Origin of the sequence: Roseburia sp. (assembly GCF_041325975.1) — a bacterium.
GTDB lineage: Bacteria > Bacillota > Clostridia > Lachnospirales > Lachnospiraceae > Roseburia > Roseburia rectibacter.
The window spans coordinates 123459-149461 of sequence record NZ_JBGLEJ010000004.1; the positions used below are offsets into that span (position 1 = coordinate 123459).

Below are 26003 nucleotides of genomic sequence, written 5' to 3' on the forward strand. Positions count from 1 at the left end.
TAATCCAGAACCATTATACTGATAACCTCATTTGTTTTCAATAGTTTTTCTGGCTTAACTGTTTTTCCAGTTTCTTTGCTTTTGCCTGACATTCAACTTCTGTGACAAGGTCTTCACCTGCATCTTTATTGAGCTGTCCTAATATATAGGAATAAATCGCCCAGTTGGTATATGAATCATAATGAATTCCGTCTCCCTTTGTTCCAAACCCAAGTTTCGCCAAATACCGGTAGCAGTCGATATATGTAGCATTCTCAACCTTCTTAATGCGGTTATTAAATGATTCAATCCTCTGATTATTACATCTTGCCGGAGCGCCTGTATTTGTCGGATTCACAGACAACAGATAAAGTTTTGAACTGTCCGGCCATCTGCGATATTTATTCAGATAGGAACGGATTGATGTCAAGTCATTGACTCCTAATCCACAGATCACAACCCAGTTTTTGATTTCCGTATGCTGTCTCTGCAGCGACTGTACTTTCGGAAATGCCGTATCAGCAAGCCATGCATATCCCATTCCCGGACAGGACACCACAAAAAAATTGGGGATATCTTCGATTTTACACTCTTCATTCATCAGATAAAACCTGGAATCTCCCACAAATATATATCCGGTTTCATATTCATAGGAATCTTCGTCTGACTCGTCTTCTTCCAGATCATTTTTTATCGTTTTATCCTCTCTGACTGTATTATATGTATCATCTGCCGTATTCTTTGTTGACTCTGTTTTTATACTATCATCAGCATCCTTTTCTTCATCATCTTTTTCATTGTCTGTCGATGAATTTTCAGAATTACCTGTTATATTCTCAGTTTTCGATTCACTGTTTAACTCACCATATTGTATAGATGTCTCAGTTTCCTGTAAAACATCTTCTAATGAAATATTTTGCCCGTCAGAACTCTGTGCTCTCGCATTTGCATTATTTTCTTTATATTCAAAATCCGCGCTTTCTGCCTGATTCCATTCTCTTGCAGTTACATTCCACCCGCCGATCAGTATCAGAACGCAGATCAGTATCCATATTATTTTCTTTTTCATATATTTCACTTTTTCCACACATATCAAGTGAAAAGGGGATTCTTTCTGTTTTCACTCCCAGATAGAATCCCCTTAACCTGATTATGATTTATTTGTAGTTTACAATTTTACCGAAATCAGCTTTTAAGGAAGCTCCTCCAACTAAACCACCATCGATATCTGGCTGTGCAAACAATTCTGCCGCATTACCTGCATTTACAGATCCGCCGTACTGGATACGTACTTTCTCTGCTGTGTCAGCACCGTATACTTCTTTGATGCAGTCACGGATTGCCTTGCAGACTTCCTCAGCCTGCTCTGTGGTTGCTGTTTTTCCTGTTCCGATAGCCCAGATCGGCTCATAAGCGATTACCATGGAAGCTACCTGCTCTGCAGTAACATCTTTTAAGTCAGATTTGATCTGCATACGGATCCAGTCTAAAGTGATTCCCATCTCTCTCTGCTCTAATGTCTCGCCGCAGCAAAGAATTGGTGTTAAGTTATGCTCAAAAGCTTTTTTCACTTTTTTGTTTAACATGCAGTCGCACTCTTTGAAGTAATCACGTCTCTCGGAATGACCGATGATAACGTATTTTACACCAGCATCTACTAACATCTCAGGAGCGATCTCTCCGGTGTAAGCACCTTTCTCCTCATAGTACATGTTCTCGGCACCTACTGCTACGTTGGTTCCTTTTACAGCCTCAACAACAGGTACGATGTCGATTGCTGGTACACAGTAAACAACTTCTACATCATCGCTTACTACTAATGGTTTTAATTCCTCTACTAATTTAACAGCCTGGCTTGGAGTCATGTTCATTTTCCAGTTACCGGCTACGATCTTCTTTCTTGCCATGATTTTATCCTCTTTTTCCCATTTTTAAAGTTTGTTGACATATCATCTGTTACCATACCAAGGCATTATGGCAGCTTTTTATTTCGGCTGCCTATAACTAAGGCGTTATAGCAGCCATTTTCACTTTATGGCAACTTTTTATTTATCGTCGGCTGCCATAACTAAGGTGTCATGGCAGCCAACTTTACACTGCAACTATTTTTACTTATCATCGGCTGCCATGACACCTGGTAATTCTTTACCCTCTAAGAACTCAAGGGAAGCTCCACCACCGGTAGAGATATGGCTCATCTTGTCACCGAAACCTAACTGGTTAACGGCTGCTGCGGAATCACCACCACCGATGATTGTTGTAGCATCTGTATCAGCAAGTGCTTTTGCAACTGCGATCGTACCAGCTGCTAATGTCGGGTTCTCAAATACACCCATCGGTCCGTTCCATACAACAGTCTTTGCTGTCTTAACTGCATCAGCATATAACTCCTGAGTCTTTGGTCCGATATCGCATCCCTCTCTGTCAGCCGGCATATCTTTTACGTCACATACAGTAACTTCTACCGGAGCATCGATCGGGTTCGGGAAATCTGCGATGGTTACAGCATCTACCGGAAGGAGTAATTTCTTTCCAAGTTTTTCTGCTTTTGCCATCATCTCTTTACAGTAATCGATCTTTGTATCATCTACTAAAGATTTACCAATCTCATATCCCTGTGCTTTTAAGAAAGTATATGCCATACCACCACCAATGATTAATGTATCGCATTTTTCCAGTAAGTTGGAGATAACGTTTAATTTATCTGCAACTTTTGCACCACCAAGGATCGCTACGAAAGGTCTTACCGGATTTTCTACTGCGTTTCCAAGGAAATCGATCTCTTTCTGCATTAAGTAACCAACTACGTTAGAACCACCTTTTGCAGTGATGAATTTTGTAACGCCTGCAACAGAAGCATGTGCTCTGTGGGAAGAACCGAATGCATCACATACATAATCGTCTGCAAGATCAGCTAATTCTTTGCTGAACTCTTCGCCGTTCTTTGTCTCCTCAGCGCCACGGAAACGTGTATTCTGTAATAATACAACATCTCCTTCGTTCATTTCAGCAACTGCTTTTGTAGCCGCCTCACCTGTTACATTGTAATCAGATACGAAGTTTACTTTTTTGCCAAGTTTCTCAGAAAGTTTCTCAGCTACCGGAGCTAAAGACTCGTCTTCGTTTGGTCCGTTTTTTACTTTTCCAAGATGTGAACAGAGAATTACTTTTCCACCATCGTTGATTAATTTCTGGATGGTAGGAAGAGCTGCGTTGATACGTGTCTCATCTGTGATTTTTCCATCTTTTAACGGAACGTTGAAATCACATCTTACAAGTACTCTTCTTCCTTTTACATTAATGTCGTCTACAGATTTTTTGTTTAATGACATAATATATGTCCTCCTTTTATATAATTGGGGTATAAAAACAGGCCCGGTCCAATAGGACCGGACCTGCTAAAAGTCGCATATAGTTATCGTAACCCGTCGATTATGCTAACTCACTGAAGTATTTGATTGTACGAACCATCTGAGATGTGTAAGAATTCTCGTTGTCATACCATGAAACAACCTGAACTTCGTACTGGTCATCAGATACCTGATTAACCATTGTCTGAGTTGCATCGAATAATGAACCAAATCTCATTCCTACGATATCGGAAGAAACGATCTCATCCTCGTTGTAACCGAAAGACTCGTTAGCTGCTGCTTTCATAGCTGCATTGATGTCTTCTTTTGTTACTCCAGCTTTCTTAACAACTGCTGTTAAGATTGTTGTAGAACCTGTTGGGGTTGGTACACGCTGAGCAGATCCGATTAATTTACCGTTTAACTCTGGGATAACAAGACCGATTGCTTTTGCAGCACCTGTGCTGTTAGGAACGATGTTAACTGCTGCTGCACGTGATCTTCTTAAATCACCTTTTCTCTGAGGTCCATCAAGAGTCATCTGATCACCTGTGTAAGCATGGATTGTTACCATGATACCAGACTGGATCGGAGCATATTTGTTTAATGCATCTGCCATTGGTGCTAAGCAGTTTGTTGTACAGGAAGCTGCTGAAATGATTGTATCAGAAGCTTTTAATGTCTCGTGGTTTGTATTATAAACGATAGTAGGAAGGTCATTTCCTGCTGGAGCAGAGATAACAACTTTTCTAGCACCTGCATTGATGTGAGCCTGTGCTTTTTCTTTGCTTGTATAGAAACCGGAGCACTCTAATACAACGTCAACTTTTAAATCTCCCCATGGGCAGTTGTTTGCATCTGGGAATGCGTAGATTTTGATCTCTTTACCGCAAACGATGATAGAATCATCTGTTGAAGATACTTCATCAGCATGCTCATATTTACCCTGAGATGAATCATATTTTAACAAGTGTGCTAACATTTTAGGACTTGTTAAATCGTTGATTGCTACTACTTCATATCCTTCTGCTCCAAACATCTGTCTGAAAGCAAGACGACCAATACGGCCAAAACCATTGATTGCTACTCTTACTGCCATTTTTAATTCCTCCTAGAATTTGTAAATGTGATAACTTGATGGGACTTATGCCCGTCCCAAGCTTCCTTTATTTTAACCAATTTCTTTTGAAAGTTCAAGCCTTTTTCTCTACTTTATTCTGTGTTTGTTAAATTTTTCACTATATGCAATTTTCCGGTCGTTTTTTCATGAATTTTATACAAAATATACAAATATGACTTCTTTTCTTTTGTGGGATAGGCTATACTATATCATAAGCTACTTACCAAATGTTGGTTTGTTTATGAAATAAATCGCCCCGGGAGTTTGACACATTGAAATGCAAAAACGTACCGCAAAGCCTTGAAATAGACTTATTTTTTTGTCAAATTTTTATTTTTATTATATAGTAATATTTGGTGATATGTTGTATAATGGTGACAGAGGTGATTATTGTGCGTATAACAACATCAAAATCAAAAAATTCTGAGTCCTTTTACATCACTCAGTCCTATACAAATGCCAATGGGAAAAGTACTTCCAAAACCATCCGAAAATTAGGTACATTAGCTGAATTATCAGCGCAGCTCCACACGGATCGTGACGGAGTTGTTGAATGGGCAAATGAACAAGCTCGTCTTGAAACACTGAAATATAAAAGTGAAAAAGAGGATGCTACTGTCATGATCCCATTTCATTCCAACAGACTCATGGACTATAATAAGCAGAAACTTTTTTCTGGCGGATATCTTTTTCTTCAGTCTATTTACTATGGGCTTAAGCTCGATTCTATCTGCCGAAAAATCAAAAGCCGACATAAATTCGAGTATGATCTTAATGCGATTTTATCTGATTTAATTTATACAAGGGTCCTGGAACCTTCCAGCAAAAGTTCTTCTTTCCGAGCAGCAAAACAGTTCCTTGAGCCTCCCACTTATGAACTTCATGATGTGTACCGAGCTCTTTCTGTTCTTGCTTCTGAAATGGATTTTATTCAATCAGAAGTTTATAAAAATAGCTTTTTTCTCGGTGACAGAATGGATCGGATCCTTTATTATGATTGCACAAACTACTACTTTGAAATCGAACAGGAAAATGGAGATAAAAAATACGGAAAAAGCAAAGAGCACCGTCCGAATCCCATTATTCAAATGGGTCTCTTTACGGATGGTGACGGAATACCTTTGGCTTTCTCACTCTTTCCTGGAAACCAAAATGAGCAGAAATCCTTAAAACCTTTAGAAACAAAGATTCTCCAACAATTCGGCTGTGATAAGTTTATCTATTGCAGTGACGCCGGACTTGCTTCTGAGGATAACCGTGTTCTTAATCACATGGGACAGAGGGCATTTATTGTCACTCAGTCCATCAAAAAGCTGCCTGCTGAAGACCGGGCATGGGCTTTAAAGAAAACTGGCTTTAAACGTCTCTCAGATGATAAACCTGTTGACCTCACAAAACTGACAGATGATGACAAGAACCAGCTTTATTATAAAGACGAACCATTTACAACAAAAAAACTGGATCAAAGATTGATCATAACCTACTCCCCTAAATATGCCGCTTATCAGAAATCCATCCGTGCGGAGCAGATCTGTCGGGCAGAAAAAATGGTTGCAAATGGCTCTCTAAAAAAACAGCGCAAAAATCCAAATGATCCTGCAAGATTTGTAAATAAGGTAGCTGTAACCAACGAAGGAGAAAAAGCTAATATCCACTATTATCTCGATACGGATAAGATTGCTGAAGAAGAAATGTATGACGGGCTTTATGCGGTATGTACAGACCTGCTTGATGATAACGTTGCAGATATCTTAAAAGTCAGTGAAGGAAGATGGCAGATTGAAGACTGTTTCAGAACTATGAAAACAGACTTTGAAGCCAGACCCGTTTACTTAAACCGTGAAGACCGAATTAAGGCTCATTTTCTTACCTGTTTTCTTGCTCTGTTACATTTCCGGTTATTAAACCGCTCCTTGAAAGGGACTTATACCACAGAACAATTACTTCACACTTTAAAAGACATAAAATTTACGGATATAGAAGAACAGGGCTTCATGCCGGTATATGAGCGTCAGGAAATCACTGACGATCTCCATGAAACCTGCGGATTCAGAACAGACTATCAATTCATAACAAAACGGAAAATAAAAGGAATTCAGAAAAAAAGTAAGCGGAGATAAAACATTACTATATTTCGTGTATGCAGATAAAAGTGCCACACCCCTTGTATTTACAGGGATTGTGGCACTTTATTAACTAATCAACTGTCAAAAATGAGATTTTAACCAATTTCTTTTGAAAGTTCAAGCCTTTTTCTCTACTTTATTCTGTGTTTGTTAAATTTTTCACTATATGCAATTTTCCGGTCGTTTTTTCATGAATTTTATACAAAATATACAAATATGACTTCTTTTCTTTTGTGGGATAGGCTATACTATATCATAAGCTACTTACCAAATGTTGGTTTGTTTATGAAATAAATCGCCCGTCCCAATGGTGTGTCGCAGGTCTGTGAGTGGCATCTTGCGCAAAGCCGGAGTTAATTTTGGTTCCATTGTACGAAAATAAGAAAAGTCTAAGTTTGTCTGAGTTAGATTTTCTCGGAGTGACGTGACCGGCGTTCAACGAGCCATCCGTGGCTCGTGAAGCCTTGTTCTGCCATCCGTGGCAGAACATCACTGTGTATCTACAGACACACTAAGATTTTCTAATTTTCTCCCAAAGTCACAAAATCAGCTCAGGCTTTGCGCAAGATGCCAGCCTCCAGGTTATGAAACACCATTTGGGTGGGCGGTTCATCTCAAAATGGGGGCGCGGGTGTGAATTTTTGATATTCGCACGAATGGAAATATGCTTAAAATTCTAATGTGCTGTATCACTGATATTCAGCCTGATGACTTGTCTGAAGTTTCATCTGCTATGTTGCATTACATTAATCATTTCGTAAATTAACAGACTAATAATGCAGATTATTATTCCAAGTATGTATGTTTAAAAGCATAGATATAACAGATTGCGTCGAGATTTTTCAACCTTTTTGAAATGAATGTCACAAAAATTTACGCACCCCCAAGGTTGTAAAATGAGTTTCCCGGCTAAGGGTGGTTCACAACCTTGCGGCTGGCAAATCGCATCAAGCCAGGACTCGTTTTGTGACTTTGGGAGAAAATTAGAAAGTCTTTGTATGCCTGTTCACAATACAGTGTTGTGCTGCCATGGACGGCAGCACAAGTCCTAATGTGCCCGGACGGCACATTTAGGACGCACACGTCACTCCGCCTCAACCTGAATCAGGCATACTTAGACTTTCTTATTTTCGGACAACGGAACAAAACAGTCCCGGCTTGATGCAATTTGCCAATCGTAACTCCCCAGAACCACCCTACACAGGGAAACTCATATCACCCACAAACCAGCATTTGTGATATGCGTAATTGCGCAAATAAGATTTCACATTATGTGCCAGCCCGGCACAGGAAAGAGGATTTAATATGTTATGGGATACGCATATGCACAGCCAGTTTTCCGGCGACAGCCACACACCGCAGGAAGACATGATCGCTGCTGCAAGACAAAAAAATTTAAAAGGAATCTGTTTTACAGACCATCTTGACATTGACTATCCGGACGAACCGGAGACATTTTTGCTGGATCTGCCGAATTATGTCTCTTCCGTGGATGCAATGCAGGAGAAATATAAGGAAGTTCTTCCGGTTCGACTCGGCATTGAACTTGGGTTACAGCCGCATCTTGCCTGCATACATGCTGACATCCTGTCACAATACCCGTTTGATTTTGTGATCGGTTCCTCACACGTCATGCACGGCGTTGATCCTTATTATCCGGCTTATTGGGAAAATCACACGGAGGAGGAAGGCTATCAGGAATATTTTGAATCCATTCTGGAAAATATCGCAGTTTTCGATGGTTTTGACGTCTATGGTCACATCGACTACGTGGTAAGATACGGTCCAAATAAAAATGCCAGTTATTCCTATCAGAAATATGCCGACATCATCGACGAAATCTTAAAGGCTCTTATTATCAAAGGCAAAGGGATTGAGATCAACACCGGCGGTTTCAAATACGGACTCGGTCATCCGAACCCGACAGAGGACATCATTAAGCGCTATCATGAACTCGGCGGGGAGATCATCACGATCGGTGCCGACGCACATCAGCCGGAGCATGTTGCTTTTGATTTTAAAAAAGTTCCTTCTATATTAAAAGATGCCGGCTTTACGCATTATACGGTATTCCGAAAAAGGAAACCGGAATTTATCCCGATTCCCTGATTGAAGTCGCTGATAGGAATGCCGGGGGCAAATAGTGCATTCAGGTTTATTGATTGGTAAATTGCACAAGACCGCGCCCCAGCCTCCTGTCATTTTAAAGTCTCACTGTGATTTAACACCGACGTACTATATAAAAACAGCACATCCTGATCTTTAAAATTAATATAGTTTCCAATCCGCTCCACGGGCAGATACCGGATATCCACCAGAGTGATCTTCGCATAACCATCTGCCAGGAGCGGAGCAATGCTGCTGCCAAAAGAATCCCGAAACATAACCAGTTCCCGGTCTGTTTTTGCATTTGGATTTTCAATCGAGAGCAAGGACTTTGATCCCCCAAGAAATATCTCATACAAATCATTTCCTTCTGTTTTTGTCAGGTCATAGATCTTATTTTCCGCATGATCCTCATAATCATACACCGTACAGTGATCCAGCATATCATTATCCAGATAATATAACGTGTCCGGCTTTACAGGAAGTGCGAGTTGACCATAATAGACACCATAAAATGGCTTTTCTAATTCTTTTGTCTCATATTGTTGTGTTAACTCTACCCCCATAGCCCCTGCAAGACGCCGTACCACATCTGTGATCTGTTCCTGCCTCCAGTGCGCATCTGTGTGATAATAGTCCGAAATCTGCAGATCTCCAAATATGTCAATATATTGTGCATATTCCATCCCATTTCTCACCTGCTCTGCCAGTACATCATAATCCATAGACGGATAATCATTTTCATCTGCCAGAAAATAACTTTTATCCGGCACGATCGTCAGATAGACATCCGTGTATGTGCCTGAAAGATAACGTTCATAGACTTCCCCAAAACATGCTGTGGCATACTGCAGTGAATCCGCATGAAGCGGATATTCCATTTTGGCAATGTAACCCTCTTTGCTATAAAGTCCATGCTGGTCGCTCTGCACAAGTACATATAGAGAAAATGCCGTCTTTAACGCACGAAACTGCTCCCGCAGCGGAAACTGGTCTTTTGCATATGACTCAAATCCACTCATAAAGGTACCATTTTTGATGTTTTCCACACTTATTTTCGGAAATTGTGCAAGTTTTCTGCGTTCTGAGATAGAAATCTTCTCATCACTTTTCACAATATTTCCTGTTAAAAATCCAAACAGGATCAATGCCATCATGATAACGGTGATTCTGTCTTTTCGCTTTATTCCCATAATTGTCCTCAAAATCTGAAATATAAAAACGGATTGAATGACCCATCTACCAGAAATGCCACACAAAGAAGCAGTAATATGACCAGCAGGATAATTTCTGCAATGTCAAGCGTCTGCTTTAAACATTTCTTTTTCTGCAATATTCCATATAATCTCACAGGAAACGGTGTCACCCCGATCACCGCGGTCAGGATGACCACTGCATAACTTTTCAGATAATACATACTCTCTGTCGTAACCGGTTTTATCTGTCCCCCGCCAAACATAGATACGATACCATCCCAAAAATCCGCCACGGAGGATGCATCAAAAAGTACAAACCCGATCAGCACAAAAAACAGCACATACAGGTGTCCGATGATCTTATGTTTCTTCAAATAAGGCAAAAGCCACGTTTTCTCAATGAGCAAAAGTACCGCATACATCAGTCCCCACAGGATAAAATTCCATGCCGCCCCATGCCAGAATCCGGTTGCCATCCACACAAGAAAAATATTGAAGATCCACCGCACAGGTTTTACATGACTGCCGCCCAGCGGGATGTAAAGATAATCCCGGAACCATGCGCCAAGTGAAATATGCCATCTGCGCCAGAATTCGGTAATGCTCGCAGAACAATAAGGATAGCGGAAGTTTTCCGGAAAATCAAATCCAAAAACAGCTCCCAGCCCGACCGCCATATCGCTGTACCCGGAAAAATCAAAGTAAATCTGAAGCATAAATGCTATCGCATACATCCAGAAAAATAAAACCGATTTTTCCTCGGAAGCCTGAAAATGACCGATCAGCTCCCCGAGCACATTTGCGATCAGTATCTTTTTTGACAGTCCGGTTACAAATCTTCGAATTCCATATGCACATTTTTCCTCGCTGTGCATACGGTTTTCAAGCTGACTTCTAATATCCGAATAGCGCACGATCGGCCCTGCAACGAGCTGTGGAAACATTGCGACATAGGCAGCAAACATGAGCAGATTTTTCTGTGCCTGCACACTGCCCCGGTATACATCCACCGTATAGCTGATGACCTGAAATGTATAAAAGCTGATACCAAGCGGCATTGCAATGCTAAGCAGTGGAATTTTCTGCCCTGTCAGCACATTGAGATTCTGTATGAAAAAATCGGCATATTTGCAATAGATGAGCGGAAAAATTTCCAATAAAACAGCGGCAGCCAAAAGAATTTTTGACTGCCGTTTATTCTGACATGTACCGATCAGACGGGCAGACAGATAACCAGCCAGGATGACTGCTGCCATCACCGGCAGGTATTTCGGTTCTCCCCATCCATAAAAGATCAGACTCCCCAAAAGAAGCACTGTATTTTTCATCTGCCCCGGTGCCAGGAAATACACCAGCACCATACACGGAAGAAAATAAAATAAAAATGTGATACTTGAAAATAACATTTATACGATCCCGTCCTCACTGATGACTTTTGCATTTTCGTAAGTCTGCGTGAGTTTGTCTTTAAACGTGTTTACCAGTTCTTCATTTCCAAAAACAGATACCAGGTAATCATCCACCGAAATTACTACCAGCTTGTCCGGGAATCCACACATCCACTGTCTGCCCATCACATTTTCCTTGAGGTCTGCAGCTACTGTCTCTACATCCTCTGCATTTTTCAAATGATAGGCACCACAGGTAAATGTGTTCGCATTCATCATGTGCATGATGGAAGCCGCATCATCGATCTTTTCCGCATCCGCCGCCGGAAAGCCAAGCATGCGGTCTAATTCATCCGCATCCGTGATTCCAAATGTCCCCGGCGCATCCTCTGTCATATTTTCTTCCGTCATGTCTCCGCCTGCGACGGCGAATTTCTCGTCTTCTTCGTAGCTGTTCCAGACTGTGGTAAGAAGTTCTTTGGCATCTTTGATCTCTGCCTTTCCAGCTGCATCTGGACTGTCTGTTTTATTTCCACAGGCAGTAAGTGACATTGCAAGAAAAATTGAAAGGAATAAGGTGATATATTTTTTCATGTTCATCTCCATTTTGTTTTGTTTGGTTTTATTTTTCTCATCGTATCATGTTTTATACCGGGTGGAAAGAGAATATTCCATTTTTTTTAATATCTTCTCACGATCCGATCAACACATTTTTTCCTTCAAATGCAAATCCATAATGTCTGATCTTCTCTTTTGGTATTCCCCGTGCCAACAGTTCGGCATCATAATTTTTTTCTTTGATCTGCATTAGTGCTGACTGTACTGTTTCTTCAAGTTTCTGCTCTTTTTTATTATTTTTTACCTTAAACTCCAATATAATTGCCTGTATTTTTGTTTTTTCCCGCTCTTTCGACTCATCATGACATCATATCTGCCAAAGCCGCTTTCCCGGTTCGACCTGATTTCATAGATATCTGTCTGGTCTGCTATCAGTCCAAGCACAAATCCATGATAAAATCTTTCCGGTTCCTGATTTCCAGCGTCTTCCCTTCCGACATCAAAATAACTAAACATTGCAAGCGTAATCTTATTCATATAATAATTCATTGCATCCACATCCTCAACCTTTAAATAACCACCTGCTACCAGAAGACTCCATACTGCGCTTTCATCCTGTGCAAGATGGCTGAACACGATCTGTTCATCAAAATTAACTTCAATCGTCTTTCCGTTTAAAAGACTTTCCATCTGTATCTTCATATCTGCCGATGCTCATTCTCTGTAAAACATTCCTGTTCATTTAGATAGCGGTTTTGTCTATAAACATCCACAATAATATTTTTTATCTTTTGAACAGCGCCTTTGTAATTGTTCTGTTTTACATCCGCAAAGCTGACAAAAATAACCCGATATGTTCCCTGCCGTATGCGGTATTTTTCACTTTCCCACCACTGCCTTATAAAATCTGTTTTATCAACATAAAAATAATGGTTCTTTCTTAAAGATACAAAATCCTGCTTTCCAATACTGATGATTCTGCTCATATTTTACCTATACTTTCCTGTTTATCGTGTAATTATCTTTACACGTTTTTGACGTTCTCTGCTGCCTGATCATATTGTATCTATCTTTTGATCAGTTTGAAAGGATTTTCATTTTCTGTAAGTTTTCTTAAAATAATCAATAATCAATTCGGAAATAATCAAGATACGCTTTATATCTGTCCTGTGCCGTAAGACAGGTATCTGTCAGATATCCTTTTTCATTGTCCCATTCTTTCAGCCCCCGATAGTAGAACATTTTTAAATCATCTTCGATAATAAATGGAACAATATTATATTTCAGACACTCTTTAAACATGATCAGTCTGCCGACACGTCCGTTGCCATCCTGAAACGGATGAATTCTTTCAAACTTCACATGAAAATCCAAAATATCTTCCAAAGACTTTTCTTCTTTCGCATTATATTCTGCCAGCAATTTTTTTATCTTACCGGATACCTGCTCCGGTAATGTAGTCTCCATACCCCCGACCTCATTTGGCATCTTTTTATAATCTCCAACAGCAAACCAGTCTTTTCTGGAATCACTGGTTCCATTTTTTAAAGTCAGATGGAGTAGCTTTAACAATTTCTCTGTCAATACCATACAGGCATCATCAATTATCATATCAATGCACCGAAAATGGTTTGCAGTTTCAATCACGTCATCCACGTTAAGAACTTCATTTTCAACACCGATGGTATTGGTTTCAAAAATATATCTTGTCTGATCGTGCGTCAGACGGCTTCCTTCCATATGATTTGAATTATAGGTTAAATCGATCTGTGTTTTATGATAGATACCGCCTTGATACTTATCTGTTTTTTCTTCTCTCAGAATATCTAACAGTGTTTTGGACTGCCGTTTTTCCTGATTTCTTCGCACTCTGTTTTCCTCCGTTCACTTTCTAGATTATTTAATTATAGCACATTACCGGTGGCAAATTCATTTTTGTCTATAAAAACGCAGAAAATCATATAAAAACACCCCTGAATAAAAAATGACACATTTATCCATGTCCCCATATTCTTTATACCAGTATGATAGAAGCGGACATATAGATTCAAGAATGGAGAGTGTATTTTTATGAAAACCTACGAACGACCACAAGTATTTTGTCAGGAAGATTTATGCGAAGGCTGTCCGGCAGACAACGGTTCTTTCTGGACACTGACCAAGGGATATACAACCGGTGATAAAGACTACCGTCCTACCTGGGAACGCAATGGCGAGAGTCCGGATAAAATAACATGGATAAAAAGACCTCCCAGAAAGGATTTTTTCTTTTCCTTTCTGGAAGGTCTTTTAAAATTGTCAAAGAAAGATAAATATCTCTTCCCTTTTCTATATATTGTCTCTTATTTAAAATATGCTACACCGGACTCAAAGATTTTAAGATCCTGCTCTCCGTAAATGTTCATTGCAACACTTCTGTCACGTCTCTCAGAATGAGCCATTTTACCAAGCACACGTCCATCCGGGCTTGTGATACCCTCGATGGAACAGTAAGAACCGTTGACATTCCACTCTTCATCCATGGTCGGAACACCTGCTTCATTGACATACTGGGTTGCAACCTGACCGTTTGCAAACAGTTTATCTAACCATTCTTTTGGTGCAACAAAACGTCCCTCTCCGTGGGATGCCGGGTTGCAGTATACTTTTCCAAGTTCTGCCTGTGCTAACCACGGGGACTTGTCTGTAACAACTTTTGTATATACCATTTTGCTGATATGACGTCCGATCGTATTGTAGGTCAATGTTGGTGAATCTGCTGTCTGTGGGCGGATCTCACCGTAAGGTACCAGTCCTAATTTTATCAGTGCCTGGAATCCGTTACAGATACCAAGAGCTAAACCATCCCTCTCATTTAAGAGTTTCATAACAGCCTCTGTCATCTTTGCATTGCGGAATGCAGTTGCAAAGAATTTTGCAGATCCTTCCGGTTCATCACCGGCGGAGAATCCACCCGGGAACATGATGATCTGTGCCTGATCGATTGCCTTTGTAAATTCGTCTACGGACTCACGGATATCGCTTGCATTTAGGTTCTTAAATACCTTAACGATCGTATCCGCACCCGCACGCTCAAAGGCTTTTGCACTGTCGTACTCACAGTTTGTTCCCGGAAATACCGGAATAAATACGGTTGGTTTTGCCACTTTATTTTTGCATACATAAACAGAATCTGCATGGTAGAGATCTGTTTTTACTTCTTCTTTATCCTCAGTTGCACGGGTTGGGAATACTTTTTCCAAAGTGCCTGTCCATGCATTTAATGCCTCATCGATCGCAAGTTTCATATCGCCACAGATAAATGCTGCATCCCCGTTGACAGAACCTGCTCTCTTTACATTTGCAGATAAACCTGCATTCTGCAGTGCCTCGTAGATTTCTGCTGTCTTACCTGCAGGAACCTCTGCTACGATGTTACCAAAGCCCGGAGCAAACAGTGTATCTGTCGTCACATCTGCATCCACAGTTACGCCAAGTTTATTACCAAATGCCATCTTTGCCAGTGCTGCTGCAAGACCTTTTCCGTCAAGTGCATATGCAGAAACAATAGCACCTTTCTGGATCAGTGTGTGGATCACATCATAAAGTTTCATAACCTGTGCATAAACCGGCACATCATATTCATCTTTATCGATCGTAAAGTATAACAGTTCATTTCCAGCGGTTTTTAACTCCGGTGTGATGATATCCTGCTCTTTTGCAACATCCACTGCAAAAGAAACCAGTGTCGGCGGTACATCAATATCATTGAACGTTCCGGACATGGAATCTTTTCCGCCGATGGAAGGTAGTCCAAATCCGATCTGTGCATTGTAAGCTCCAAGAAGTGCTGCAAACGGCTGACTCCAGCGCTTCGGATCTTCGTTCATTCTGCGGAAATATTCCTGGAATGTAAAACGGATCTTCTTATAATCACCACCTGCAGTCACGATTCTCGACAAAGATTCTAACACCGCATAGATTGCACCGTGATATGGACTCCAGCTTGCTAAATATGGATCAAAACCATAAGCCATCATGGTTACGGTATCGCATTTTCCATTGGCTACCGGAAGTTTCGCTACCATAGACTGTGTCTCTGTGAGCTGGTATTTTCCACCAAACGGCATATAAACACTTCCTGCACCGATGGAACCGTCAAACATCTCCACAAGACCTTTCTGTGAGCAGACATTTAAGTCAGCAAGTTCTGCAAGCCATGCTGCTTTCATATCGTTCTTTGCAACAGCGTCTGCAACTTTTGGTGTAGAAATCTTATTTAAGTAATTATCCTCCGGTACCGGCATATCCACTGCAACATTGGTCTCCTGATGGGCACCGTTGGTGTCTAAGAATGCACGGGAAATATTTACGATCTCTTTTCCTCTCCACTCTAAAACAAGTCTCGGCTCCTCGGTAACAACAGCAACTTCAACAGCCTCTAAATTTTCCTCTGCTGCATAGCCTAAGAAAGTCCTGACATCAGAAGGTGATACCACAACTGCCATACGCTCCTGTGATTCGGAGATTGCAAGCTCTGTTCCGTCTAATCCTGCATATTTTTTCGGCACTTTGTCAAGCTGTACACGAAGTCCATCTGCAAGTTCTCCGATCGCAACAGAAACACCGCCTGCACCGAAATCGTTACATTTTTTGATGATATGTGCTACTTCCTCGCGGCGGAATAAACGCTGGATCTTACGTTCTGTCGGTGGGTTACCTTTCTGTACTTCAGCACCACAGACTGCTGTGGACTCTGTATTGTGTGCTTTTGAAGAACCTGTGGCACCACCGATACCATCACGTCCGGTTCTTCCTCCAAGTAAGATAATGATATCGCCCGGATCAGAAGTCAGTCTCTGTACGGCACGTCTTGGTGCAGCACCCATAACAGCACCGATCTCCATACGTTTTGCCACATAGTTTGGATGGTAAACTTCTTTGACGTATCCGGTTGCAAGACCGATCTGGTTACCGTAAGAGCTGTATCCGTGTGCAGCTTCTCTCACCAGTTTTTTCTGTGGAAGTTTTCCGGAGATCGTCTCGGAAACAGGAACCGTCGGATCTGCGGCACCGGTCACACGCATTGCCTGGTAAACATAGGTACGTCCTGACAACGGGTCACGGATCGCACCGCCAAGACAGGTAGCGGCACCACCAAACGGCTCGATCTCGGTCGGATGGTTGTGTGTTTCATTTTTGAAATTAACCAGCCACTCCTCTGTCTTTCCGTCTACTTCTACCGGAACAACGATGGAACATGCATTGATCTCATCGGACTCTTCCTGATCCTGTAACTTTCCTTCTTTTTTCAGACGTTTCATTGCCATCAGGGCAAGATCCATCAGACATACAAACTTATCACTGCGTCCTGCATACAGGTTCTTGTGGGTATTTAAGTAATCCTCATAAGTCTCTTTCATCGGCGCGCAGTAATAACCGTCATCAAATGCCACATTTTTAAGTTCTGTGGAGAATGTGGTATGACGGCAGTGATCAGACCAGTAGGTATCTAACACACGGATCTCCGTCATGGACGGATCGCGTTTTTCATCGTTCTTAAAATAATTTTGGATATGTAAAAAGTCTTTGAATGTCATCGCAAGATTCAATGAATCGTATAACTCTTTTAACTTAGCCTCCGGCGTATCACGAAAACCGTCAAAGATCTTAACATCCTCCGGCTCCGGGAAACTCTGCACTAAAGTCTCAGGTTTTTCTAAGCCTGTCTCTCTTGAATCGACCGGGTTGATGCAGTGTTTTTTGATCGCTGCAAACTCTTCGTCACTGATTGTTCCCTCGATCGCATAAGTCACTGCGGTGCGGATGATCGGTTCTTCCTCTTCATTTAATAATTTCACGCACTGTTCTGCGGAATCTGCTCTCTGGTCAAACTGTCCCGGTAAGAACTCTACGGAAAATGTTCTTGCTCCGTTTAAATCAAACTCTTCCTCATAAATATCGTCTACCGGCGGTTCAGAAAAAACGGTTACCAGGGCTTTCTTATAAGTTTCCCCGGAAATATTTTCAATATCATAACGGATCAGTTCACGAACCTTCGTCACACCACTGATTCCAAGATAACTTTTGATTTCAGACTGCAATTCTTTTGCCCGGACTGCATATTCCGGTTTCTTCTCAACATATACACGTTTTACACTGCTCATGTGGTAACCTCCATTCTCAGTTTCCATTTATCTTTTCAAAGTATAACATAGGTTCTAAAATAAGCATAATTAATATATTTAATCTTATTTATTAATTATATTAATATTTTCAGACACTCTCATTATCAGTTTCCATTGACATATTTATAAGCCTGTCTTATAATCATAGTAATTATGTTTGTTAATGTATTTCATTCAAAGGATATGCGGCCAGCCCGCAGAAAGAGGACTTCATGGATATCAATTATGAATTATACAAAGTGTTTTATTATGTAGCAACATCTTTAAGCTTTTCTGAGGCAAGCAAACAGCTTTTTATTTCGCAGTCTGCTGTCAGCCAGTCGATCAAAACTCTTGAGAAAAAGTTAGATCAGCCGCTTTTTATCCGCAGTACCAAAAAGGTGCAGCTAACCCCTGCCGGAAAAGTTTTATTAAAACATATTGAACCTGCAATGAACTTAATCCAGCGCGGCGAGAGCCAGCTTTTAGATTCCGGCAGTCTTGGACTCGGTCAGCTTCATATTGGCGCAAGTGACACGATCTGTCGTTACTTTTTAGTTCCTTATTTAAAACAGTTCCACAAAAAATTCCCAAATGTACCGATCAAAGTTACGAATGCAACATCTTTAAGCTGTGTTGATCTCCTCGATCAGGGAAAAGTCGATCTGATCGTAACCAATTTTCCAAACTCGAATCTGAATCACTCTTATATTCAGAAAACCGTATGTAATTTTACTGACGTATTCATTGCGAATCCAGCATATTTTAATCTGAAACAGCAGGAGATCCCATTTGAAGAATTAAAACAATATCCAATTCTCATGCTCGACCGCAAGAGTACAACAAGTCAGTTTCTGCATAACCTGTTTTTACAGCATCAGCTTGAACTGATCCCGCAGATTGAACTTAGCAGTAACGATCTTTTAATCGACCTTGCACGCATCGGTCTTGGTATCGCTTTCATACCAGACTATTGTTTAAACCGTGAATCAAAAGATCTGTTCATCGTAAAAACAAAAGAAAAACTTCCATCAAGACAGATGGTTGCAGCTATCAATCCAACGCTTCCTGTTTCACAGTCTACAGAAGAGTTTTTAAATCTTTTGCCTACGATCTGATTCCCATTTAGGAACGGTTCCAGAATTTTTTTAAATACTGTTCGACTGTATCTACCCTGCATATTGTCTGCTGTTCCCATTCTCTTGGGAACAGTGCACGATACTCACTCTGCAAAAAGCGTTCATCTAAAAGTTCAATGACTCCGACATCTTCCACTGTCCTTATCACTCTTCCTGCTGCCTGAAGCACCTTGTTCATCCCAGGATAACGATAAGCATAATCAAAACCGGCTCCAAGTCTTTTTTCAAAATATCCCATCAGGATTTCTCTCTCATTGCTGATCTGTGGAAGCCCTGTACCGACAACGATTGCACCGATCAACTGTTCATTTTTCAGATCGATCCCCTCGCCGAAAATACCTCCCATTACGCAAAATGCAGCTAACGATCCATTCCGTTTTTCAGATACTTCTTCTGAAAAAGCCTGCAAAAAAGATTCTCTCTCTTCTTCCTTCATTCCGGGCTGCTGGATCAATGTTTCGATCTCACAGGATGGATCTGCCTGATTTTCATCCTGGAAAATATCATAAACCTGCTCCATCATTTTATAGGAAGGGAAAAACACCATGTAATTTCCTTTTTTGGCATCGACTGTCCTCTTTATATAGGATGCGATCCGTTCAAACTCTGCTACACTCCGCCTTGTATACTTACTGCTCACATCATTTCCAAGCAACAGCAGTTTCTGTTCTTCCCGGAATGCCGTCTTCGCATAAACTGCATAATTATCCGTTTCTGTCGAAAGCAGACTCTTATAATATCCCACCGGGAGCAGTGTCGCAGAAAAGAAAATCGTCGCATTTCCCTTATTGATCCGCTCCTGAAGATTTTTGGATGGGTCCACACAATATAATTTTAGTTTAAAACGCCCATCCTGCTCATGTTCCGCATATATGACATAATGGTCATCCAATAACTCATAAATATTCAAAAAGTTACGCAGATTTAAATAAAACTCACTCAGATCTTTCCGTTCCGGAAACTCCGACGATTTCTGCAGAAATTCGTCAAGATCTGATGCCACATTCATGAAGTCAAATGCAAGATTTCCAATTGATTCATAGATCATGTATTTTTCACATTCGCGTTTATATGCCAGTAATACACGGTTACACTTTTCAAGTTCCCGTACCAGTTTTGCCTGACCATATTTCTTTAAAATCTTTTTTGCCGAAAGAAAATCTTCCTTATATATAATGGCACTGTACATTTCCCTGCTGCGCTCAACCAGATTATGAGCCTCATCCACCAGAAAAATATAATCCCCTGTTGTTCCATCTGCAAAAAAACGTTTTAAATAAACATTGGGATCAAATACATAATTATAATCACAAATAATGTCATCTACCCAGGTTGCCGTATCAAGACACATTTCAAACGGACAGACATTGTATTCTTTTGCCTGCTCTAATATCACTTCTCTCGTGATCACGTCTTCTTTTTGCAGCAGAGAAAAAACTGCATCATTTACTCTGTCATAATGTCCTTTTGCATAAGGACAGTTAATGGGATTGCACTCCATTTCTTCACACAGGCACAGTTTTTCCTTTGCCGTGATCGTAAGCACCTTTGCCTGATATCCGTTTTTGCGCAGAAGCTCAAACGCTTCTCTCGCTACTGTTCCCGTGATCGTTTTTGCCGTCAGATAAAATATCTTATCTGCCAGATCCTCGCCCACTGCCTTGACTGCAGGAAACACCGTTGATATCGTCTTTCCGGCTCCGGTCGGCGCCTGGATAAAAAGATTCTTTTTTCTTTTTATCGTACGATATACACCAGCCACCAGCTCCCTCTGCCCATCCCTGTAAGGAAATGGAAACTGCAGTGGTTTAATAGATGCCTGACGCAGCTTTTTCCATGCAAACTGAAAATCAGCCCATTTTTTGTATTCATCTATCAGCTTCTCAAACCAGTCTGCAAGCTCCTCAAATGTATAATCATAATGAAAATACCGGATATCTTCCGTATCTAAATTGCAATACGTCATCTGCACTGAAATAGCAGACAGATCGTGCTGCAATGCATAGATATAAGCATAACACATTGCCTGCGCACGGTGCACACCGATCGCATCCTCTAAAAGATCAAGTTTCATATACATGCCCTTGATCTCATCAATTGTGACTTTGCAGTCTATCGGCATCGTCCTATGGTTAAAATTGTCTGCAAATGTAATTTCATCCGTTGCACTCTCAATTAAAATTCCATCCGCACGTCCCTCGATCACAAGCTGATATTTGTCTTCCTCTATTGCAATTTTAAGTGGAACCTCGGCATGATAATTACTGCCCTTGCGTTTTTGAATCTTCCTGTGGATTCTTCCCCCTGCAAGCATCGCCTCTGCTGAAGCACCCCGTCCATGACGATTATCAATGTCCCCCTCCCGCAGAATAAATTCCACCAGATCACGAACTGATATTTTTATGACACCTTTTTCATTCTTTTCAATCTTTGTACTCATATATGGATTATAGCACAAAAAGACTGATTCCACATACCTTTCCAGATATATGTAATCAGTCTTTTCATCTATCCCTTTATCTTCTGTTATACATCAATACCTGATGGGCATGACCTCTGCTTTAAGCTATTGCGTATTTTCCTACGACCTGCTCAAAGCGGGCATCTCTACCGCCATATTTGATGGTAAGCTCTTTGCACACACCCAGATAAAGCATTCCAAGCAAAGATTTTGCATCAATTACTGCTCTGCTGTAACATACATCAATTTCAAAATCGCATTTTCCGGCAGCCTTTACAAAATCCTTTACTTCCTCCGTGTCAGATAATTTGATTTTTCTTTCAACCATTCGACTCATTCCTTCCTACATCGAAAACCAAAAACATTGTTTTTTCTTATCAGCTTGCGATTATTGCACATTTTTTTTCATTTGTCAATTTTAGGAAACTATTTTTTTATTTTTAGTTTCTAAGCATAATGACAATAATGGATTTTATTTTTCTCCCGTTTGACAAAATATTAACATAGCTTTTGTTTTCTGTCGCAAAATGTATATTTATACTTGTGCAAAAATACATGAATGTGCCTTATTTTTCACCTTTGTTTTAGAATTCTTCACAATCTTTCAATCGGTTGCGCACCCAGATTTTTCCAATATCTTAAAAGATCCTTCTTATCGACAAAATTTCACGATAATTGACAGGCGACGTGTATTTGATTCCCGAACTTGGAGAACTTGCATGAAGCAATGTGTTATTTCCGGCATAAATTCCCACATGTCCGCTGTAACATACAATATCCCCCGGCTGTATCGCATCCAGGCTGACACCGTATCCGACACTGCGCAGTGCACTTGAAGAATGTGGAAGACTGATTCCAAATGCTGCATATACGCTCATCACAAACCCGGAACAGTCTGCTCCGTTCGTCAGACTACTGCCACCGTAGACATATGGGTTACCTACAAACTGTGCCGCATAATTAACAACCGCCTGTCCATTGGAAACTTTTTGTGGCTTTGTAGCTGTATTACCGCCTGACTGACTGTTATTTTTTCCCTGATCACTGCTTCCCTGTGCAGTATCATCGTTTTTTTGCGCATGTTGCGCATTTTGTGACTGCTGCTGTGTTTTTTCTGAACTTTGCTGCTGTGCCTTTCCTGCCGCTTCCTCCTGTGCCTTTCTTGCTGCCTCTGCTGCCTTTCTTTCTTCCTCCGCACGCGCCTTCCTTGCCGCTTCCGCCGCAGCCGCTGCCGCCTGGCGCTCCGCTTCCTCGCGCTCTAATCTCTCTTTTTCTTCCTCCTTCGACTCTGCCACACGAAATTCTGTCCGGATCGTCACATACTCTCCCGAAACGTATCCCAATCCTTCCTCCGTCGACACACGGTACCATCCGTACTCATCCAACGCATCATAGACGACCACGTCCTCACCCTCCGGCAGCATGGTAAGCACAGATGACTCTGTTCCCGGCTCGGTGCGCACAAACAACGTCGTTGTTGTTACCGTCGCATAGCGCGTGCTGACGCCTCGCGCCAGATCCTCATCTCCAACTTTTACATATTCCGCCTTCACATAGGCATTTTCCACCGAACCGGAGCTGACCAGATACCATTCCTCTCCTGCCTCATCCGTCACCGTCTCTAACACCGTCGCTGCACTGTTATTATAAAGTTTTCCGAGTGCCTCGCTTTCCACAGACGGCTCTGCGCGTAAATTCACATAATTTAACACGGACGCAATACCGATGTCGGCATATTCCGATGTGGTCTGTGGTATTTCATGCTCTTCAATGTCTGCATTTCCATTATTTTCTGCACTGTCCGTATGTTTATTTTCATTTTCCGGTACCTCCAGCCGCATGCGTTTTTCATTCACTGCACACAGATCCCATGACACATCTGCATACACCACACTTCCATGCCCCACTGCAAGCATTCCTGCCAGTAAAAATGCTACGATCTTGTTTCTGTTTTTCATTATGTAGAAATCCTCCATTTACAGATATTTACTTTTTATTAAGTAAATATTACATTTTTGTTTCATTTTGATGTATCTGCATTGTAACAGAGGATAACGCGCGATTCTACAAGTAGATATTTCCAGTTTCGGGGTTCTACAATCTGCCATTCAAAAAATAAAACCCACGCATCCAAAACGGTATGTTACGTTTTGAATGCGTGGGTTTTCAGGTAATATATTAATTTATGTGTATTTTATGCAAATGGATTCTCTGTCGGGTATGGCAGGGATGCTGGCTGATTATAGTTAATATCTTCCATTGGAACTCCAAGATATTTAAATACCTCAAACAGCGCTTTTCCGTAATGTCCGAATGCAACAGCACCGTGATGCGGATAATTTTTCTCGATCAGCACATGACGGTAGAATCTTCCCATCTCAGGGATTGCAAATACACCGATGGAACCAAAAGAACGTGTTGCAACCGGAAGTACCTCTCCCTGTGCCACATATGCACGGATCTTGTTGTCGGAAGTAGACTGCAGACGGTAGAATGTGATATCACCAGGTGCAATATCTCCCTCTAAGGTTCCATTTGTTACCTCGATCGGAAGGCTTCTTGCCATGATCATCTGATATTTCATCTCACAGCTTGCAAGTTTCTTAGAGCATGTATTTCCACAATGGAATCCCATAAAGGTGTCAGTATGTTTATAATCAAATTTACCTTTGATAGACTCTTCATACATATCTTTCGGTACAGAGTTATTGATGTCAAGTAAAGTAACAGCATCCTGGCTCACGCAGGTTCCGATAAACTCACTCAATGTTCCGTAGATATCTACCTCGCAGGAAACCGGGATTCCACGTCCGGTCAGACGGCTGTTTACATAACATGGTACAAATCCAAACTGTGTCTGGAATGCCGGCCAGCATTTGCCGGCGATAGCAACATATTTACGGTAACCTCTGTGTTCTTCCACCCAGTCAGTCAGTGTCAGTTCATACTGTGCAAGTTTAGCAAGGATCTCCGGTTTTTTATTTCCAGCTCCCAGTTCTTTTTCCATATCTGCAACAACTGCCGGGATACGCTCATCTCCTGCATGTTTATTAAATGCCTCAAACAAATCCAGTTCGGAATTTTCCTCAATTTCAACGCCAAGATTATATAACTGCTGGATCGGTGCATTACATGCAAGGAAGTTTAATGGTCTTGGTCCGAAAGAAATGATCTTTAATTCTGATAATCCGATGACAGTTCTTGCGATCGGCAGAAAATCATGGATCATGTCTGCACAATCTGCAGCATCTCCGACCGGATACTCCGGGATGTATGCATGTACATTTCTTAATTTTAAGTTATAGCTTGCATTTAACATACCACAGTATGCATCTCCACGTCCCTGGATCAGGTTATCCTGTGTCTCCTCTGCTGCTGCGACAAACATCTTTGGTCCCTCGAAATGTTTTGCAAGCAGTGTCTCGGAAATCTCTGGTCCGAAGTTGCCAAGATATACGCAGAGTGCATTACATCCTGCTTTCTTAATGTCCTCTAATGCCTGTACCATGTGGATCTCGCTCTCCACGATACAGATCGGGCACTCATAAATGTCTGCTGCACCGTATTTTTCAGTGTAAGCCTTTACTAATGCCTCTCTTCTGTTTACCGATAATGACTCCGGGAAGCAGTCACGGCTGACTGCCACGATACCAACTTTTACTTCTGGAATGTTATTCATTTTGTTTTCCTCCGCTTTCTTTTTCTGTACATACTTATTAAATAAAAATTTATTCTCTGACATTTAAGTTCTTGCCGATGAGTCCGATATGACTTCCCTCCGGCAGACCGCCCTCGGCATGACCGATCAGCCATTTATTCTTAGCTGCAAGAAGTGCATCCTCTCCGTCAGCATGTGTCTCATCTAACGGATAATTGGTGCCTTTGGGCAGAATAACTGCCACCTGGAATCCTGCATCATCCACATGACATGGCGCATAATGTAATGTCGTTGCATACACTTCCACGGCTGTTCCTGCCGGAATCCGGAATGCCTCCATCTTTGCAGTCTCATAAGTAAAATCATCGGTCACATCTGCCTCTGATCCCAATATTAATACTGCGTCGGTTGCTGCAAGATTGATCTCTGAGCTGCGGTGATATTCCACTGCATTCAAAAGTTCATTATGTCCATTACAATATCCGATCTGGATCGGAAGTTCTCCGTAAAAGACTTTCTCGATTTCCTTTGCCACCGGTAATGCTTCTAATTCTGCGATTGACGGCTCATAAACTACATCAGATGGAACCGGTGTCTTTTTCATTGCTTCTGTCAATGCTGAAAAATCAATATTCCGGATCACTTTTCCGTATTTTCGGAAACGTGCGTCCGTAACTTCATAAATCTGCATGCCTTTTCCCTCTTTTCTTATCTTCTATCTCATTTGCCCTGCAGGTTTTCTGTCCTGCATAAGCAAACTTTTCCATAATCGACCT

Annotated in this window: 20 protein-coding genes; 3 read left to right on the plus strand and 17 right to left on the minus strand. The window is 41.3% G+C overall.

Annotation, left to right across the window (positions count from 1 at the left end):
- Positions 1–37 precede the first annotated feature (37 nt).
- From ACDD58_RS03955 to gap, 4 genes are all read right to left on the minus strand, one after another.
- Positions 38–1048: a hypothetical protein gene (locus tag ACDD58_RS03955; protein ID WP_117922229.1), complete on the minus strand. Its 1011-nt coding sequence runs from the start codon at positions 1046–1048 to the stop codon at positions 38–40.
- 88 nt (positions 1049–1136) lie between these two features.
- Positions 1137–1886, minus strand: a complete 750-nt coding sequence (gene tpiA / locus ACDD58_RS03960; RefSeq protein ID WP_006858104.1) for a triose-phosphate isomerase — start codon at positions 1884–1886, stop codon at positions 1137–1139.
- 201 nt (positions 1887–2087) lie between these two features.
- Positions 2088–3311: a phosphoglycerate kinase gene (gene pgk, locus ACDD58_RS03965; RefSeq protein WP_370775935.1), complete on the minus strand. Its 1224-nt coding sequence runs from the start codon at positions 3309–3311 to the stop codon at positions 2088–2090.
- Positions 3312–3411: 100 nt separating this feature from the next.
- Positions 3412–4428 (minus strand): type I glyceraldehyde-3-phosphate dehydrogenase, encoded by a 1017-nt coding sequence (gene gap / locus ACDD58_RS03970; RefSeq protein WP_015521575.1) that lies wholly within the window; start codon positions 4426–4428, stop codon positions 3412–3414.
- 392 nt (positions 4429–4820) lie between these two features.
- Here gap and ACDD58_RS03975 point away from each other — a divergent pair, with 392 nt between their 5' ends.
- Both ACDD58_RS03975 and ACDD58_RS03980 read left to right on the plus strand, forming a co-directional pair.
- Complete coding sequence (locus ACDD58_RS03975; protein ID WP_370775937.1) at positions 4821–6569, plus strand: IS1634 family transposase; 1749 nt, start codon at positions 4821–4823, stop codon at positions 6567–6569.
- A 1311-nt stretch (positions 6570–7880) separates the two neighbouring features.
- Complete coding sequence (locus tag ACDD58_RS03980) at positions 7881–8684, plus strand: histidinol-phosphatase HisJ family protein (RefSeq protein WP_370775939.1); 804 nt, start codon at positions 7881–7883, stop codon at positions 8682–8684.
- Positions 8685–8773: 89 nt separating this feature from the next.
- On the opposite strand, the gene ACDD58_RS03985 is transcribed toward ACDD58_RS03980, so the two are convergent.
- The 8 genes from ACDD58_RS03985 to ACDD58_RS04020 all read right to left on the minus strand — a co-directional run bounded on the left by ACDD58_RS03985 (position 8774) and on the right by ACDD58_RS04020 (position 17969).
- Positions 8774–9874 carry a DHHW family protein gene (locus ACDD58_RS03985; RefSeq protein WP_370775941.1) on the minus strand — a complete coding sequence of 367 codons (1101 nt, stop codon included), beginning with the start codon at positions 9872–9874 and terminating at the stop codon, positions 8774–8776.
- Between the two features lie 8 nt (positions 9875–9882).
- Positions 9883–11283 (minus strand): MBOAT family protein, encoded by a 1401-nt coding sequence (locus ACDD58_RS03990; protein ID WP_370775944.1) that lies wholly within the window; start codon positions 11281–11283, stop codon positions 9883–9885.
- The gene (locus ACDD58_RS03995) at positions 11284–11859 is read right to left on the minus strand and encodes a bacteriocin transport accessory protein (protein WP_370775947.1); all 576 of its coding nucleotides are present in this window, start codon (positions 11857–11859) and stop codon (positions 11284–11286) included. It lies immediately after the preceding gene.
- Positions 11860–11956: 97 nt separating this feature from the next.
- On the minus strand, positions 11957–12139 hold the full coding sequence (locus ACDD58_RS04000; RefSeq protein ID WP_370775949.1) for a PD-(D/E)XK nuclease domain-containing protein: 183 nt from the start codon (positions 12137–12139) through the stop codon (positions 11957–11959).
- Complete coding sequence (locus ACDD58_RS04005) at positions 12124–12525, minus strand: PD-(D/E)XK nuclease domain-containing protein (protein WP_330414686.1); 402 nt, start codon at positions 12523–12525, stop codon at positions 12124–12126. The genes ACDD58_RS04000 and ACDD58_RS04005 overlap by 16 nt, the downstream gene beginning before the upstream one ends.
- A complete protein-coding gene (locus ACDD58_RS04010; protein WP_370775951.1) occupies positions 12522–12809 on the minus strand; it encodes a hypothetical protein in 288 nt (95 codons plus the stop codon). The genes ACDD58_RS04005 and ACDD58_RS04010 overlap by 4 nt, the downstream gene beginning before the upstream one ends.
- A gap of 136 nt (positions 12810–12945) precedes the next feature.
- Positions 12946–13692 (minus strand): Fic family protein, encoded by a 747-nt coding sequence (locus ACDD58_RS04015; protein WP_370775953.1) that lies wholly within the window; start codon positions 13690–13692, stop codon positions 12946–12948.
- Between the two features lie 473 nt (positions 13693–14165).
- A complete protein-coding gene (locus ACDD58_RS04020) occupies positions 14166–17969 on the minus strand; it encodes a phosphoribosylformylglycinamidine synthase (protein WP_199654310.1) in 3804 nt (1267 codons plus the stop codon).
- A 233-nt stretch (positions 17970–18202) separates the two neighbouring features.
- Here ACDD58_RS04020 and ACDD58_RS04025 point away from each other — a divergent pair, with 233 nt between their 5' ends.
- Positions 18203–19087 carry a LysR family transcriptional regulator gene (locus tag ACDD58_RS04025; RefSeq protein WP_117921289.1) on the plus strand — a complete coding sequence of 295 codons (885 nt, stop codon included), beginning with the start codon at positions 18203–18205 and terminating at the stop codon, positions 19085–19087.
- A 7-nt stretch (positions 19088–19094) separates the two neighbouring features.
- Here ACDD58_RS04025 and ACDD58_RS04030 read toward each other — a convergent pair whose 3' ends face one another.
- The 5 genes from ACDD58_RS04030 to ACDD58_RS04050 all read right to left on the minus strand — a co-directional run bounded on the left by ACDD58_RS04030 (position 19095) and on the right by ACDD58_RS04050 (position 25918).
- Positions 19095–21548 (minus strand): ATP-dependent DNA helicase, encoded by a 2454-nt coding sequence (locus ACDD58_RS04030; RefSeq protein WP_370777444.1) that lies wholly within the window; start codon positions 21546–21548, stop codon positions 19095–19097.
- Between the two features lie 121 nt (positions 21549–21669).
- The gene (locus ACDD58_RS04035; RefSeq protein WP_117921290.1) at positions 21670–21897 is read right to left on the minus strand and encodes an HPr family phosphocarrier protein; all 228 of its coding nucleotides are present in this window, start codon (positions 21895–21897) and stop codon (positions 21670–21672) included.
- A gap of 310 nt (positions 21898–22207) precedes the next feature.
- Positions 22208–23545: an SH3 domain-containing protein gene (locus ACDD58_RS04040; RefSeq protein WP_370775957.1), complete on the minus strand. Its 1338-nt coding sequence runs from the start codon at positions 23543–23545 to the stop codon at positions 22208–22210.
- A gap of 218 nt (positions 23546–23763) precedes the next feature.
- Positions 23764–25248 carry an L-fucose/L-arabinose isomerase family protein gene (locus ACDD58_RS04045; protein WP_117921354.1) on the minus strand — a complete coding sequence of 495 codons (1485 nt, stop codon included), beginning with the start codon at positions 25246–25248 and terminating at the stop codon, positions 23764–23766.
- Between the two features lie 49 nt (positions 25249–25297).
- The gene (locus ACDD58_RS04050) at positions 25298–25918 is read right to left on the minus strand and encodes a DUF4867 family protein (protein ID WP_118210637.1); all 621 of its coding nucleotides are present in this window, start codon (positions 25916–25918) and stop codon (positions 25298–25300) included.
- Between the last annotated feature and the right edge of the window lie 85 nt (positions 25919–26003).

Excerpts from the sequence above, each read along its gene's own strand:
- ACDD58_RS03955 (WP_117922229.1), bottom strand. The coding sequence starts at position 1,048 with ATGAAAAAGAAAATAATATGGATACTGATCTGCGTTCTGATACTGATC.
- tpiA (WP_006858104.1), bottom strand. The coding sequence starts at position 1,886 with ATGGCAAGAAAGAAGATCGTAGCCGGTAACTGGAAAATGAACATGACT.
- pgk (WP_370775935.1), bottom strand. The coding sequence starts at position 3,311 with ATGTCATTAAACAAAAAATCTGTAGACGACATTAATGTAAAAGGAAGA.
- gap (WP_015521575.1), bottom strand. The coding sequence starts at position 4,428 with ATGGCAGTAAGAGTAGCAATCAATGGTTTTGGCCGTATTGGTCGTCTT.
- ACDD58_RS03975 (WP_370775937.1), top strand. The coding sequence starts at position 4,821 with ATGGTGACAGAGGTGATTATTGTGCGTATAACAACATCAAAATCAAAA.
- ACDD58_RS03980 (WP_370775939.1), top strand. The coding sequence starts at position 7,881 with ATGTTATGGGATACGCATATGCACAGCCAGTTTTCCGGCGACAGCCAC.
- ACDD58_RS03985 (WP_370775941.1), bottom strand. The coding sequence starts at position 9,874 with ATGGGAATAAAGCGAAAAGACAGAATCACCGTTATCATGATGGCATTG.
- ACDD58_RS03990 (WP_370775944.1), bottom strand. The coding sequence starts at position 11,283 with ATGTTATTTTCAAGTATCACATTTTTATTTTATTTTCTTCCGTGTATG.
- ACDD58_RS03995 (WP_370775947.1), bottom strand. The coding sequence starts at position 11,859 with ATGAAAAAATATATCACCTTATTCCTTTCAATTTTTCTTGCAATGTCA.
- ACDD58_RS04005 (WP_330414686.1), bottom strand. The coding sequence starts at position 12,525 with ATGAAGATACAGATGGAAAGTCTTTTAAACGGAAAGACGATTGAAGTT.
- ACDD58_RS04010 (WP_370775951.1), bottom strand. The coding sequence starts at position 12,809 with ATGAGCAGAATCATCAGTATTGGAAAGCAGGATTTTGTATCTTTAAGA.
- ACDD58_RS04020 (WP_199654310.1), bottom strand. The coding sequence starts at position 17,969 with ATGAGCAGTGTAAAACGTGTATATGTTGAGAAGAAACCGGAATATGCA.
- ACDD58_RS04025 (WP_117921289.1), top strand. The coding sequence starts at position 18,203 with ATGGATATCAATTATGAATTATACAAAGTGTTTTATTATGTAGCAACA.
- ACDD58_RS04030 (WP_370777444.1), bottom strand. The coding sequence starts at position 21,548 with ATGAGTACAAAGATTGAAAAGAATGAAAAAGGTGTCATAAAAATATCA.
- ACDD58_RS04035 (WP_117921290.1), bottom strand. The coding sequence starts at position 21,897 with ATGGTTGAAAGAAAAATCAAATTATCTGACACGGAGGAAGTAAAGGAT.
- ACDD58_RS04040 (WP_370775957.1), bottom strand. The coding sequence starts at position 23,545 with ATGGAGGATTTCTACATAATGAAAAACAGAAACAAGATCGTAGCATTT.
- ACDD58_RS04045 (WP_117921354.1), bottom strand. The coding sequence starts at position 25,248 with ATGAATAACATTCCAGAAGTAAAAGTTGGTATCGTGGCAGTCAGCCGT.
- ACDD58_RS04050 (WP_118210637.1), bottom strand. The coding sequence starts at position 25,918 with ATGCAGATTTATGAAGTTACGGACGCACGTTTCCGAAAATACGGAAAA.